This is a genomic window from Paenibacillus sp. NN59, assembly GCF_057597225.1.
Window position 1 is genome coordinate 1,949,373 of record NZ_CP199678.1, and the last position, 13,891, is coordinate 1,963,263.

The 13,891-nt window shown below is 43.9% G+C and carries 13 protein-coding genes; 10 read left to right on the top strand and 3 right to left on the bottom strand.

The features are described 5' to 3' along the window. Nucleotides 1-43: 43 nt before the first annotated feature. Nucleotides 44-1,597, top strand: a complete 1,554-nt coding sequence (locus ACT89M_RS08780; protein WP_154886919.1) for an ABC transporter substrate-binding protein — start codon at nt 44-46, stop codon at nt 1,595-1,597. A 112-nt stretch (nt 1,598-1,709) separates the two neighbouring features. Here ACT89M_RS08780 and ACT89M_RS08785 read toward each other — a convergent pair whose 3' ends face one another. Together ACT89M_RS08785 and ACT89M_RS08790 are read right to left on the bottom strand one after the other, a co-directional pair. Continuing rightward, a complete protein-coding gene (locus ACT89M_RS08785) occupies nt 1,710-2,861 on the bottom strand; it encodes an MGDG synthase family glycosyltransferase (protein ID WP_154886917.1) in 1,152 nt (383 codons plus the stop codon). A 50-nt stretch (nt 2,862-2,911) separates the two neighbouring features. Then, complete coding sequence (locus ACT89M_RS08790) at nt 2,912-3,439, bottom strand: phosphatase PAP2 family protein (protein WP_090922188.1); 528 nt, start codon at nt 3,437-3,439, stop codon at nt 2,912-2,914. Between the two features lie 710 nt (nt 3,440-4,149). Between ACT89M_RS08790 and ACT89M_RS08795 the strand changes: the two genes are divergently transcribed. From ACT89M_RS08795 to ACT89M_RS08835, 9 genes are all read left to right on the top strand, one after another. Next, the gene (locus ACT89M_RS08795) at nt 4,150-5,388 is read left to right on the top strand and encodes a glycosyltransferase family 2 protein (RefSeq protein ID WP_090922190.1); all 1,239 of its coding nucleotides are present in this window, start codon (nt 4,150-4,152) and stop codon (nt 5,386-5,388) included. 339 nt (nt 5,389-5,727) lie between these two features. Further along, complete coding sequence (gene infC / locus ACT89M_RS08800; protein ID WP_139168915.1) at nt 5,728-6,222, top strand: translation initiation factor IF-3; 495 nt, start codon at nt 5,728-5,730, stop codon at nt 6,220-6,222. A 24-nt stretch (nt 6,223-6,246) separates the two neighbouring features. Then, nucleotides 6,247-6,450: a 50S ribosomal protein L35 gene (gene rpmI / locus ACT89M_RS08805; RefSeq protein WP_017689665.1), complete on the top strand. Its 204-nt coding sequence runs from the start codon at nt 6,247-6,249 to the stop codon at nt 6,448-6,450. Between the two features lie 88 nt (nt 6,451-6,538). Beyond that, nucleotides 6,539-6,898 carry a 50S ribosomal protein L20 gene (gene rplT, locus ACT89M_RS08810; protein WP_017689664.1) on the top strand — a complete coding sequence of 120 codons (360 nt, stop codon included), beginning with the start codon at nt 6,539-6,541 and terminating at the stop codon, nt 6,896-6,898. Between the two features lie 574 nt (nt 6,899-7,472). Further along, on the top strand, nt 7,473-8,513 hold the full coding sequence (locus ACT89M_RS08815) for a BMP family lipoprotein (protein ID WP_090922194.1): 1,041 nt from the start codon (nt 7,473-7,475) through the stop codon (nt 8,511-8,513). Nucleotides 8,514-8,712: 199 nt separating this feature from the next. After that, the gene (locus ACT89M_RS08820) at nt 8,713-10,251 is read left to right on the top strand and encodes an ABC transporter ATP-binding protein (RefSeq protein WP_154886914.1); all 1,539 of its coding nucleotides are present in this window, start codon (nt 8,713-8,715) and stop codon (nt 10,249-10,251) included. Next, a complete protein-coding gene (locus ACT89M_RS08825; protein WP_090922198.1) occupies nt 10,244-11,323 on the top strand; it encodes an ABC transporter permease in 1,080 nt (359 codons plus the stop codon). Before ACT89M_RS08820 ends, ACT89M_RS08825 begins: the two co-directional genes overlap by 8 nt. After that, the gene (locus ACT89M_RS08830; RefSeq protein ID WP_090922200.1) at nt 11,324-12,286 is read left to right on the top strand and encodes an ABC transporter permease; all 963 of its coding nucleotides are present in this window, start codon (nt 11,324-11,326) and stop codon (nt 12,284-12,286) included. A 185-nt stretch (nt 12,287-12,471) separates the two neighbouring features. Then, nucleotides 12,472-12,846: a hypothetical protein gene (locus ACT89M_RS08835; protein WP_154982995.1), complete on the top strand. Its 375-nt coding sequence runs from the start codon at nt 12,472-12,474 to the stop codon at nt 12,844-12,846. 6 nt (nt 12,847-12,852) lie between these two features. Here the strand turns inward: ACT89M_RS08835 and ACT89M_RS08840 are convergent, their stop codons facing one another. After that, on the bottom strand, nt 12,853-13,296 hold the full coding sequence (locus tag ACT89M_RS08840; protein ID WP_373323213.1) for a GNAT family N-acetyltransferase: 444 nt from the start codon (nt 13,294-13,296) through the stop codon (nt 12,853-12,855). Nucleotides 13,297-13,891: the final 595 nt, after the last annotated feature.

Below are 13,891 nucleotides of genomic sequence, written 5' to 3' on the forward strand. Positions count from 1 at the left end.
AGCGGGTCTGCGCTAACATATAGGTTTAACACAAAAAGGGAGGATGCATATGCGTAAAAAAATGATTCGGCACCTGTCTATGGTACTTGTTCTGATGTTATTTGCTGGCGTGCTGGCCGCATGTAACGGCGGCGGTTCTGGAGGGAATGCGCAAGGTAATGCTCAGGGAGGCTCATCGGATAGTAAAGGCGAAAAAGTAACCCTGCAATTTTACATGCTTGGAGATGCTCCGAAAGACCTGCCTGTGATTGAGTCGGAGATTAACAAGCTGGCTGAAGCCGATCTGAATGTAAATGTAAAATTCAACTTTACGTCTTGGACGGACTGGGATCAAAAATATAAATTGTTGCTGTCTTCCGGACAGCCGATTGACTTAATCTTTACAGCAGACTGGACGAACTACCAGTCTTATGCGAAGAAAGGTGCTTTCCTGCCGCTGGATGAACTGTTGGCAAAAACACCAAAGCTCAAATCTCATGTCCCGGATGATATGTGGAATGCTGTTAAGATTAATGACAAAATCTACACGGTTCCATCCACGTGGATTGAATACGTAACGGAAGGTATTGCATACCGTGAAGACCTGCGTGAGAAGTATAATCTGCCGAAGCCGGAATCGATGGAAACGCTCGAAGCATACCTGGACGGCATCAAGGCGAATGAGCCCAACATGATTCCGATTGCAGACAGCAATGCAAACCATACGCATGGTGTTCGTCAATTGACTTCCAAGCTGGTAAATACGGCGGGTCAGCTTCCATATGGCCTGGATATTATGTATGATACACCATCAACAGTGACGTCCTATTGGGGCTCACCACAGCATTTACAAGATCTGAAAACATACAAACGCTGGATGGATAAAGGCTTTTTCCCGAAAAACGTACTGAATGTGAAGGATACATCCAATTCCCTGTTGCAAAATGGTAAAGCAGCTGTCATTCTCGCTGGTGAGAATCCGAACAAATTCAATTCTGATGTGATCAAGGTTCAGTCCACTCACCCGGACTGGAAACTCGGATATTTCCCATATCCGAATGCGAAAGGTTTTGCACAGCCGGTGCATCCGATTCACAACGGTTTTGCCATTCCGCGGAGCAGTAAAAATCCGGAAAGAGCACTGGAATTTTACGAGAAGCTTGTAACCGACAAACGTTACAACTGGCTGACCGAGTATGGTGTGGAAGGCAAAAACTTTGAAGTAAAAGACGGATACTATCATATGATTGGCGATGCACAAAGCAATGGTTTCCCGCGTGAAGGTATGAATGGCTGGGCATGGCGTAATCCGGAGTTTATGCTGTATGACAAGAGCTTTGATGATGTTCTCGCTATGTTTAAAGACCTTGATAAGATCAAAAAACCGGATATCTTCACTGGTTTTGCCGAGGATTGGACACCTTATCAAGCTGAGAAAGCGGCTTTGGAGCAAGTCGAGAAGCAATATCTGTATCCACTTAACGTAGGCCTTGTTGCGGATGTAGAGGGCGGTTTGAATACGTTTATGGAAAAAGCAAAACAAGCCGGTCTGGACAAAATTCAGTCCGAGTATACAAAGCAATGGCAGGAGTATCTGAAATCTGCTGGTATACAATAAGCACTGTGGTTATTCTGCAGACTTAAGAAAAAAAAGGTGCCTTCAGTTTCGAAGGCACCTTTTCTCTTCGTTATAAGAGACAAGAAGGACGGAATTTTCTAACTATACAAGGTTATAAACGGGTCGACTCTGATGATACAGGCCGTATATCCTGTAACAAATTCATAATAGACTGCGCGCTTTCCATCGGATGTACTTTGGCTATCTCGGCCAGATGGCGTTTTCGCTTCTGAAGCACCTCAGGATAGGAATGAAGCAGTTTGTTCATCCACTTTACAACCACATCAAGGGAGGTAATTCGTTCACCCAATCCTCTGGTCGTAAAATAATGTACATTCTCTTCCTCCTGACCCGGGATCGGATTATGAAACAGCATCGGAATACCTTTTGCCAAACCTTCACTGCAAGTCATTCCGCCTGGTTTTGTAATTAGTAGATCAGAGACTTCCATTAATTTATCAATTTCCGTTGTATACCCGATAATGTGGATATTTTCTTGTTGGAACAGTGGGTCCTGTTCCATGCTAATCCGAATTTTGTCATTACGTCCGAGACAGAAAATAATCTGGATATCTTCATGCCAGCGTGCTAACAATTGGTGAACAACTTTGTCACTGAGCATTCCCCAACCACCGCCCATCACAAGCACGGTAGGCATTTTTTTTAGGTTAAATCTGGATCGGATCTCGTCGTGCACGGGATGCTCCCAGAAGTTTGGGTGCACCGGGATACCGGTTACTTTGATTTTCTCTACGGATACGCCTCGTTGCATCAACTTGGATTTAACTTCGTCTGAGGAGACGAGATACAGATCCACTTCAGGACTAATCCATGTACCATGTGCATCATAATCCGTTAAAACGTTACATAAAGGCACCTTCGTACCTAACCGCTTTAACCTGGATATAACCGCACTTGGAATGGGATGCGTGCAGACAATAGCATCCGGATGCAACTGACGCACCACACTGCGGGTATGGGTGTAAAACACTTTGTGCAGTGCAAGAGTTGTTAACCGATTCAATGGCTTTTTATATTGCTGTCTGTACATGTATCCAACAAGTTTGGGTTGATTGGTCACCGTTCTTTTGTATGCATTAAGGATAAGTGGTGCTACTTTCGGGTTAAGAAAGCTTCCGAGTTCAAGCACTTTGGTCTGGATATTCGGCGACAGTTTTCGTAAGTGGCTGGACAATGCATAAGCAGCTTGGGTATGCCCTGCGCCAAAGCCCTCAGATAATAGTAAGATTCTTTTTTTCTCCACGCTTGCTTCACCTGTTCCTGCTAGGTTTTCCTGAGTCTAACATATCGGCTTTAAGTCCAGAATGCAACTGTAGCAAGTGCGACTAAAGTACCGATTGTGGCTCCTGCCAAAACATCGGACGGATAGTGTAGCCCCAGATAGATTCGAGAGAATCCGACAATAAGGGCCACGGGAAGCAAAGTCAGCAATAGAAACGGCTCAGTAGTCATAAAGGGTACTGTGACCGAAAAAATAGCGGTTGTATGCCCCGACGGAAACGAATGATCTGTCAGTGGGTTGCGAAACGTTATTGTATCAGGCAAGGCCAGATAAGGTCGAATGCGAGGATACAATTTTTTGGCAATGGCTACAGGAATATGACTTACCGCTAATGCGATACAGGCTTGAAGTCCAGTCGTACTCCATGGAGCCGGGGCCAGTAGCCAGATTAACAAAGATACTGCAATGGAAGAAGTTGCTCCACCAAGATGGGTGAAATAGTACAGCCAGAAATTCATAAAACGATTATGAAGCCGGCCGTTAATCCACATAAACACATTACGATCGTACTTTTGAAACTTTAAGAAAAAACGGCTCATATTGGCCTCCTGCCAGTTAGGCCGTCCCGAGGACGGCAGTATTTCCGGGAAGTTACCCGTGTCGGTTTGCCACCTGTTAAGTATATAACCGATTTTGAAGGTCTTGAGGTTATTTCAGGCATATGTTTATCATATTTTTAAATGTTGTCCTTTTCAAGAAGAAGACATGTAAAGAACGTAAAATTCATGTAAAAGAGTGGATGAAAAACCAATGGTCTTTTTTGACTTCATTCTGCTAAAAAAGATACAATGATTCAACATGGCTGAAATGAGGTAAAAAAATGTGAGTTTTAGATTAAACTTTTTGGTGGCCATTTACGTTATTTGATGTAGAGAGGCGGTTCAGTTGCAGTAAGCCACATCAAAAAGAAGGGACTTTAGAAATAAAAATCAAGAAAACGGCTGAAAATAAGATATATCAGGCATGAATGCGAGGTTGTGGCATCACGGAGTGGCTATTCAGCGTTTAAAGTTCACATTTCTGCTTCAGAAAGTGGAATTGGGGTTTTGACAAATTGCTGAAAAGAATACAGAATCGATAAAGCAGCCAACTGGCCGCAGCCATGATTTGAAACATTGTCTGAATGACTGACGTAGTACACAAAAGCACAGGGTCATATTCTGCAATTACAAAAAAATAAAATGCAGAATCAGGAAGAGAAAATGCTAAAGTAATCTGGGTTTTATCTAAAAGGGGGTAACAGAGAACGATGTTGGACGCTATATTCGTCACGCTGCAGGTCATTTTGGCACTGCTTGCCGTGTACCAATTCACGTTTTCGCTGTTCGGTCTGTATAAGAAAAAGAAAAAGAAAAATTATCCTGCAACAAAATCATTTGCTGTGCTGGTTGCTGCACACAATGAGGAACAAGTTATTGGTGCGTTGATGGAAAACCTGAAGGAACTGGATTATCCGAGAGATCTGTACGATGTATTTGTCATCTGTGACAACTGTACAGACAGCACAGCAGAAATCGTTCGTCAGCATGGTTGGAATGCATGTGTACGTACGAATCCAGACTTGAGAGGTAAAGGGCACGCCATCGAGTGGATGCTTAAATACCTGTGGGATTTGCCGCGTCAGTATGATGCGGTTGTAATGCTTGATGCTGATAATCTGGTTGAGCAAAACTTCTTGCTCGAAATGAACAATGACTTGTGCAATGGAGCACGCGTTATTCAGGGATACATCGATACGAAAAATCCTGAAGATTCATGGATCACTGCGGCTTATGGTGTATCGTACTGGTATATCAACCGTCTATGGCAGTTGTCTCGTCACAACCTGAACATGGCGAATTTCCTCGGCGGTACAGGGATGTGCTTCGAAACCAATCTGCTGAAAGAAATTGGCTGGGGCGCTACAAGCCTTGTAGAAGACCTGGAGTTTACGATGCGAAGTGTACAGCGTAATGTGTATCCGGTGTTTAACTATGATGCCAAAGTTTTCGATGAGAAACCATTGACATTTAAAGCTTCAGCTAGACAACGTTTGCGCTGGATGCAAGGGCACTTTACGGTAGCAAGAAGATACTTCTTCCCATTATTATGGCAGTCCATTAAAGAAAGAAGTCTCGTGAAGTTTGACCTTGCTGTGTATGGTGCCAATGTGTATGTGGTGTTGCTCACTTTCCTGTTGACGGCTGTCATGTCAATTGATATTTACGTATTGGACGGCCCACATATCGCTAACATTTATGGATATTTCCCATTGTGGGTTGGATTCATAGCGATCGGCATGAACGTGTTAACGTTTCTGTTGTCCATGGCGCTCGAAAAAGTTAAGTTTGCTAAAGTGTATCTGTATCTGATTCTTTTCCCGATTTATTTGTTGTCATGGTATCCAATTACGTTTTATGCGTTCTTTACGCAAAACAACAAACAATGGAGCCACACGCAACATACACGGGTTGTACGCCTGGACGAAGTACAGAGCAAACAAGGCTAACTTTTGGATAGATTAATTGGTGAACCTCTGCCTAGCTATGAATGTTGTCACACTGTTTTGAAAAAAAATGTTTTGTATGTTGACAATGTTTGTTGGCAGATGTTATAGTATTCAAGTGCGTTAAACAAATAGCAAAATGGAATCACAAGCAGAAGTCCGACTTCTCACCTGACCAACATACGTTGGCTGGTCAACGATCCCAATAATTTATGAAGTGTATACTCATGAAGAATTGTGTTGATTACAGGGATGTCGGTAGCTTGACCGGCATCCCTTTTATTTTTGTGTAACAGGATATTCAAAATGACCTGGAGGTGGACGGTTATTAGTAAAGATCACATGATTAATGACGAGATTCGGGCGAAGGAAGTACGCCTTGTCGGAGCTGAAGGAGAACAAATCGGGATCACTCCCATTCGTGAAGCACTTCAAATGGCAATTGACCTGAACTTGGACCTGGTTAATGTGGCCCCACAGGCTAAACCGCCGGTGTGCCGCATCATGGACTATGGCAAATTCCGCTATGAGCAACAAAAGAAAGAAAAAGAAGCCCGTAAGAACCAGAAAATTGTTGACATTAAAGAAGTATGGTTCCGTTCCAATATTGAGGAGCACGATTATCAAACGAAGCTTCGTAATGTAGTTAAGTTTTTGAAAGAAGGCGACAAAGTGAAATGCTCCGTTCGTTATCGCGGACGTGAGATTGCACATGCGTCTATTGGTCAACGGATTTTGGAACGCGTTAAGGTAGAAGTTGCAGAACTTTGTACCGTTGAACGTCAACCGAAACTGGAAGGCCGCAGTATGATTATGATCTTGGCTCCTAAAGCCTGATAACATTGGAGGAGGAAACACAACATGCCTAAAATGAAAACACACAGCAGTTTGAAAGGACGCTTCAAAATTACCGGTTCCGGTAAAGTCCTTCGTTACAAAGCTCACAAAAACCACTTGCTTTCTCACAAATCCAAACGTGCTAAGCGCGTTCTGAACGGCAACCCTGTAATGGCTGCTGGTGACGTGAGACGTTTGAAACAAGGTTTGGCTAACCTGAAAGGTTAATTCAAAATAGTAGATTCCGTACGGGGGATTGGCTTCGGCCATACACATACCACGGATACATTTATATTTATTTGGGAGGTTCTTTAATATGGCAAGAGTAAAAGGCGGTTTTGTAGTACGTCGTCGTCATAAAAAGGTTTTGAAACTGGCAAGAGGTTATTTCGGTTCCAAACACCGTATCTTTAAAACAGCTAATGAGCAAGTAATGAAATCCCTGGTATACGCATACCGTGACCGTCGCAACACAAAACGTAACTTCCGCAGACTGTGGATCGTTCGTATCAATGCTGCAGCACGTATGAACGGTTTGTCTTACAACAAATTGATCCACGGATTGAAACTTGCTGGTGTAGACATGAACCGCAAAATGCTGGCTGATCTGGCCGTTAATGACATCAATGCGTTCAACTCTTTGGCTACTGTAGCTAAAGGTAAAATCAACGCTTAAATCTGTATGAAGTAAGCCGCCGTACCTATGGCGGCTTTTTTTACGGACTGGAGAATAAAAACGGCTTAGGAAGAACAACCTAAACTTATCGCAAAAGCTGGAAGTGATAGCAGAGTGCGAGCGCCGTTGGTGAATAACACAGCATGGCATTACATAAAACACGAACGGTACAATAATACAAATGAATTAGAGTGGTTTTACGAAAATTTAGAAGTGGGTGTGATATTTTTGTTATATAACATCACATCGTTGTAACGTTAGTGTGTTAAAACGTTAAATTATTAAGCGCTTTCAATAAAAAAAGTACAAAAATAAGTGCTTTTTGGTGATTATACATCTGGATTTTAACACTGGTTGATTGTATAATCACCTCTAGTAGGCCAGTCCTAAATTTTTCTTTTCGGGTCATAATGTTCGGCTTTTCGACAGATGAACAGATGCATCGAGCAAAAGAATGCGCTTTTAGTGAGCCATTAGCGAAACATTTCGCTTTTAACCTGTTCTTTATATCTGTTGATCCGTGCAATGCAGACGAGATTTGAAAGGGACATATTATTAAGGGGGAAAAAGAGAAATGAAAAAAATGCTTAGCCTGTCTCTGGTAATGTTGCTGGCAGTATCGGTTATGCTCGCAGGATGCGGAAGCAAACCAAAAGAAGAAACAAATGCCGGAGGAGACAATGGTGGAACTTCCACTGAAGCCAAATCCGATGTTCAAATCGGTATGGTTACTGACGTAGGCGGCGTGAACGACAAATCCTTTAACCAATCGGCTTGGGAAGCACTGCAAGCAACCGAAACTGAAACAGGTGCTAAAGTTAAATACCTGCAAAGTAAATCCGATGAAGAATATATTCCAAACTTGAACGAATTTGTTAAAGGTGGATATGATCTCACTTGGGGTATTGGTTTCCAACTGGCTGATGCGATCAAAACGGTAGCAGAGCAAAACCCTGACTCTAAACTGGCGATTATCGACAGCGTAGTGGATGCAGCTAACGTGAAATCCGTAACGTTCGCTGAAGAAGAAGGATCTTATCTTGTTGGTGTTGTTGCTGGTCTTAGCACTAAAACAAACAAAGTTGGTTTCGTAGGTGGTATGGATAGTCCACTGATCAAAAAGTTTGAAGTTGGTTTCAGAGAAGGGGTTAAAGCAGTAAACCCTAAAGCTGAATTCATCTCTAACTACACAGGTGCTTTTGACAAGCCTGACTTGGGTAAAGCAGCTGCAGCTACATTGTACAACAAAGGCGTTGACATCATTTTCCACGCTTCCGGTGCAACAGGTAACGGCGTGTTCAATGAAGCGATTGCTCGTAAAAAACAAGGTCAAGATGTATGGGTTATCGGTGTGGATAAAGACCAATCCCTTGAATTTGGCGATGAAGTGACACTGACTTCCATGATCAAAAAAGTAGACGAAGCGGTTAAACGCGTGAATAAAGAAGTTGTTGACGGTACATTCGCGGGTGGATCTGAGAATCTGACGCTGAAAGAAAACGGCGTTGGCATTGCGGATACTTCCAGTAAAAATGTATCACCAGAAGTTCTGGCTAAAGTTGACGAATACAAAGAAAAAATCATCAGCGGCGAAATCAAAGTACCTACTGAGTAATACGAATTCGTAGTCATTTTGATATCTGCTGTATCATAATCATCCGGGCCGGTCTTGACCGGCCTTGTGATTGTAAAGCCAGGAACATTTGATCAAGGCATTATAACATTTGTACAATCTAACCATTGCAATAGTGCTCCGAGTAGGAGCTTTTCTTTCGTTTGCGGAACCAAACTATATCAGTTATAAGGGTGATTACATGGGTGCAGCAACCCCCGTCGTTGAGTTGAAACAGATAACGAAGCGTTTCCCAGGCATTGTTGCCAACGACGCCATCAGCCTTCAGCTTCAGAAAGGCGAAATTCATGCTCTACTGGGCGAAAACGGCGCTGGTAAGTCAACATTGATGAACATTGTTTTTGGTCTCTATCAGCCAGATGAAGGTTCCATTGAAGTGAATGGCAAACCTGTCATCATTGACAGTCCAAACCGGGCGATCGATCTTGGCATCGGTATGGTGCATCAGCACTTTAAGCTTGTGCAGCCGTTCACGGTAACAGAGAACATTATTTTGGGATCCGAGCCTACAAAGGGTCTCAATATTAACTATAAAAAGGCCGCTGCAGAAGTACAGCGCTTGTCCGAGCAATATGGACTCAAAGTAAATCCTCACGCCAAAATTCACGATATTTCTGTCGGCATGCAGCAGCGTGTTGAGATTGTTAAAACGCTATATCGCGGTGCGGACATTTTGATCTTTGATGAACCAACAGCAGTACTTACACCACAAGAAATCAAAGAGCTGATGGTCATCATGAAAAAGCTTGTCGCTGAAGGCAAGTCGATCATTCTGATTACGCACAAGCTGAAAGAAATTATGGAAATTTCCGATACGGTTACGATTATTCGTCGCGGTAAAGTCATTGATTCGGTAAAAACTTCGGAAACTAATCCGAATGAACTTGCAGAAAAAATGGTTGGCCGAAACGTTACGTTTAAAGTAGATAAGAAGCCTGCCACACCTGGAGCCAATGTACTTGAGGTCAGCAAGCTGATGGCCAAAAATAAAGAAGGTATCGCGGTTCTGAACGATCTGAACTTAAATGTGCGTGCTGGAGAGATTGTTGGTATTGCCGGGGTAGACGGTAATGGTCAAAGTGAATTGATTGAAGCCTTGACAGGTTTGCGCAAAGTGGATAGCGGATCGATCCGTTTGGAAGGAAAAGAGCTTTCCAATCACTCTCCTCGTCACATCTCAGAAGCGGGCGTTGCTCATATTCCGGAGGATCGACATAAGCATGGGCTTGTTCTGGATTTTTCGGTGAGTGAAAATATCGTTCTGGAATCATATTACAAGGAGCCGTATACGCGCAAAGGCTTCCTGAATTTTGATGCGATAAAAAAGCAGGCCAAGCGGCTGGTAGAAGCATTCGACGTGCGTACACCGAGTATCGAGACGAAAGCACGTTCCTTGTCGGGAGGAAACCAGCAGAAAGCCATTATAGCCCGTGAGGTGGATAAAAACCCTGAATTGCTGATTGCTGCCCAGCCAACACGTGGATTGGACGTAGGGGCTATCGAGTTCGTGCAAAAGCAATTGATTGCTCAGCGCGATCAGGGGAAGGCTGTTTTATTGATTTCGTTCGAACTCGATGAGATTATGAACGTTTCAGACCGCATTGCGGTTATATATGAAGGACAGATCGTTGGCGAGGTGCTGCCGGAAGAAACCAATGACAGGGAGCTTGGCTTGATGATGGCGGGCAGCACCCAAAAGAGAGGTACTGTGCATGAATAAAGTGTTAAAATGGTTTACCCGAGATTCGTTTATTTTGCCTGTTGTAGCGATTCTGATGGGACTTATTCTCGGCGGAATTGTTATGCTAATTGGTGGATATAACCCGTTTGAAGCATACGGTGCTTTATTCAAAAAAGTATTTGGTGACATGTACAACTTCGGGGAAGCTGTGCGGGAAATGACTCCGCTCATCATGACGGGCCTTGCTTTTGCTTTTGCGGCTCGTGCCGGGTTGTTTAATATCGGGGGCGAAGGACAGTTTCTCGTAGGGATGACAGCAGCTACGTTTGTAGGTGTGAAGTTTACTGGTCTGCCTATTTATATTCATGCACCACTGGCGCTAATTGCGGGTGCGGTATTTGGTGGGCTCTGGGCAGCAATTGCTGGTTACCTTAAAGCTGCACGCGGGGTCAACGAAGTTATCAGTAGTATTATGCTGAACTGGATTGGTTTATATTTAGCCAATCTGATCGTGCGTCAATTTTTGCTTTTGCAAGGGGAGAACCGCTCCGTTGATATCAGCGAGTCGGCCTCTATCAGTCTGACTTGGCTTTCTGAATTGATGGGCAATTCACGTGTTCATATGGGAACGTTGATTGCTCTTGTAATGGCAGTGCTCTTTTATATCTACATGTGGAAAACAAAGCAGGGATATGAAATCCGTGCCGTCGGTTATAACCCGAATGCAGCGGAATATGCAGGTATGCATGTTAATCGGAATATCGTCAAAGCGATGTTTATCAGTGGCATGCTCGCAGGGCTTGGAGGAGCATTCCAGGTTCTCGGGGTATTCCAGTATCAGACCGTAATGTCAGGTTCGCCAGGCACCGGGTTTGACGGGATCGCAGTTGCTTTGATTGGTCTAAATCATCCGTTTGGAGTGTTACTTGGTGCGTTGCTCTTCGGTACGCTTACTTACGGTTCTGCAGGAATGAGCTTTGCTGCGGATGTACCACCTGAGATTATTCGGATTGTCATCGGTTCGATTATCTTCTTCATTGCTGCACAAGGCATCGTGCGCTGGGTACTTAAACCGTTCTATTCCAAGCGCAAGAAAGAGAAGGTGTTGTAGATGGACTTGTTGACAATCGGGCAAATTATCAATACGACGCTTGTCTTTGCTACGGCATTGATTTTTGCTTCCCTTGGCGGGATATTCTCGGAAAAATCTGGGGTAACAAACCTTGGACTTGAAGGTTTCATGGTGTTTGGTGCGTTCGCAGCCGGTATTGGTGCTCACTATGCCCAAGAAGCGGGTATGGGCGGGACAACATCGGCGTGGATGGGGGTACTGCTTGCCATCGTGCTTGGTGTACTCGTTTCACTTATTCACGCGGTAGCATCCATTACGTTTAAAGCTGATCAGATTATCAGTGGTATCGTCATTAACTTTTTAGCGGCAGGAAGTACACTGTATTTGGTAAAACTGCTGTTTGAAGGTTCAGGTGATTCACCTTTGGTACAAGGCTTCAGCAAATTTAATGTGCCGTTTCTCGAAAACATTCCTTTGCTTGGAGAAGCATTTTTCAAAAATGTATATCCAACGACTTACCTAGCGATTTTGTTTGTATTCCTGACATATTACATTATGTTTAAAACACCGTTTGGACTTCGTCTGCGTTCTGTAGGTGAACATCCAAGCGCGGCGGATACTGTCGGGGTTAAAGTTCGTCGTTACCGTTACGTTGCTGTTATGATCAGTGGTGCGCTTGCGGCGATTGGCGGAGCAGCCATTACATTGACAACAACAGGTACGTTTTCGCATAATACCGTTTCCGGTCAAGGTTACATTGCGATTGCAGCGATGATCTTTGGTAAATGGAATCCAATCGGTGCTTTCGGCGCGGCTGTATTTTTTGGATTCTCTCAAGCGATCCGTAACTATGTGCAATTGTTTGAATGGTCACAGAGTATTCCCCAGGAAATTATTTTCATGTTGCCTTATTTGCTTACGATCATCGTTCTGGTGGCTGCAGTTGGACGTTCTTCGGCTCCATCTGCGCTGGGCGAACCGTATGATCCTGGTAAAAGGTAACTTTAGCAAACCGGATATCATTTGGTATCCAAAACATAATTTCGAGAAAAGACCTGCGATTTTGAGCGGGTCTTTTTTTGTGTGCTCCATTGTAGTACCCAACTTTTTCGGTAGGGACAAAGAAACAGGCGAATTCGGTCATGGACGAATACACTGTTTTGAATGATCCGAGGAGGAGGGATAGTATGAGAAAACAGGTTACGCGTACTGAAGCGATGAAACTTATAGGCAAAAACATAGTTGCGGTCAAAAAAGACGGTACTCGGGTTACGGGGAAACTGTTAAAAGTATCAGGTAACAAACTCGTTCTCAAGCGTTTAGGTGGAAAAAAAGTACGTACCAAAGCCATCTTGCCTTTGGTATTATTTGATCTGCTGGCCATTGCGACCTTACCTTACGCTTATGGCCAAGGCCCGGGATTTGGACCAGGGTATGGTCCAGGTCCGAAACCTGATTGTTGCCCAGGGTACGGCCCTGGTTATGGACCCGGACCGGGTTACGGCCCAGGCCCAGGATATGGTCCTTATGGTCCCGGACCGAGACCGCCTGGATTTTTCTAAAAACGACTAGAGTCTTTTTTCCATTTCGTAACAGCGACTGATCAGGATATATCGCAGGTTTTGATATCCATTTTTTTGATAGAATTGATTCCCCTTGATATTGCCTTCATCCACCATGACTTTGGATTTTTTGCAACCACGGGATGCTGCAAAGTTCTCTGCTTCATGCAGTAACGTCTGTCCGTAACGCTTTCGTTGCTCTTTCGAACTAACGGCCATCATATCTACGTAAAGCAGTTCTCCATGCATGAGAAAATGAATGAATGCCACAGCAGGTTTATTTGGCTCCGGCGAGATTACAAAGGTCATGCCCCTGTTCATTCGCAGGGGTATTTCTTTGCGTATTTTATGGATTTCCTTCTCGCTCATATGTGATAAAGGAACAAGCTGTGTGTCAATCAGCTTCATAATTGCGCCGTCATCCAGCTTGGATGAACGCTGACGAATGATCATGCGGGGCCTCCTTTCAAGGCCAGTCGTGCGGCCTGTATATCTTATGCCTGGGGCGAGATAAAAGGTGACTGCATGAAGGCCGGACATTGAGGCAATCATAGAGTGGAGAGCGTGTGTAAATGTGGTTAGCATATTTTTATCAAAAACAGGTATTGACTTATCGGTTAGAGGAATCATATAATGTTCCTAACATTTAACGAGAATATTTCATCGGCTATGAAGAGGACGAAGTTTTAAGGGCTCTTTTGCTCAGAGAGTGGATGGATTTGCTGAAACCACCACCATTACCCCTTATATACGAGCTCACCTCGGAGCTGTTTTCCTGAAAAGCATTGGAACGTCAAATCCATGCGTATTAGGGGGAATCGTAAGTCTGCGTTACAGACAACAGGTATGGGAGACGACTACGTCGTTTGTACATCGTTTTGTTATACCTGGTAAGGTCCGTTATTGCGAAATTTCGGACAAAGTTGGGTGGTACCACGGAAGCGATAACCTTTCGTCCCTCGCAAGCATGAACTTGTTTGCAGGGATGGAAGGTTTTTTTGTACCTTTTTATGTCAGAATGGTGTAAATTTCGAGAGGAGGATGA

Excerpts from the sequence above, each read along its gene's own strand:
- rplT (WP_017689664.1), top strand. The coding sequence starts at position 6,539 with ATGGCAAGAGTAAAAGGCGGTTTTGTAGTACGTCGTCGTCATAAAAAG.
- ACT89M_RS08815 (WP_090922194.1), top strand. The coding sequence starts at position 7,473 with ATGAAAAAAATGCTTAGCCTGTCTCTGGTAATGTTGCTGGCAGTATCG.
- ACT89M_RS08835 (WP_154982995.1), top strand. The coding sequence starts at position 12,472 with ATGAGAAAACAGGTTACGCGTACTGAAGCGATGAAACTTATAGGCAAA.
- ACT89M_RS08790 (WP_090922188.1), bottom strand. The coding sequence starts at position 3,439 with ATGAGCCGTTTTTTCTTAAAGTTTCAAAAGTACGATCGTAATGTGTTT.
- ACT89M_RS08795 (WP_090922190.1), top strand. The coding sequence starts at position 4,150 with ATGTTGGACGCTATATTCGTCACGCTGCAGGTCATTTTGGCACTGCTT.
- ACT89M_RS08780 (WP_154886919.1), top strand. The coding sequence starts at position 44 with ATGCATATGCGTAAAAAAATGATTCGGCACCTGTCTATGGTACTTGTT.
- ACT89M_RS08820 (WP_154886914.1), top strand. The coding sequence starts at position 8,713 with ATGGGTGCAGCAACCCCCGTCGTTGAGTTGAAACAGATAACGAAGCGT.
- infC (WP_139168915.1), top strand. The coding sequence starts at position 5,728 with ATGATTAATGACGAGATTCGGGCGAAGGAAGTACGCCTTGTCGGAGCT.
- rpmI (WP_017689665.1), top strand. The coding sequence starts at position 6,247 with ATGCCTAAAATGAAAACACACAGCAGTTTGAAAGGACGCTTCAAAATT.
- ACT89M_RS08830 (WP_090922200.1), top strand. The coding sequence starts at position 11,324 with ATGGACTTGTTGACAATCGGGCAAATTATCAATACGACGCTTGTCTTT.
- ACT89M_RS08825 (WP_090922198.1), top strand. The coding sequence starts at position 10,244 with ATGAATAAAGTGTTAAAATGGTTTACCCGAGATTCGTTTATTTTGCCT.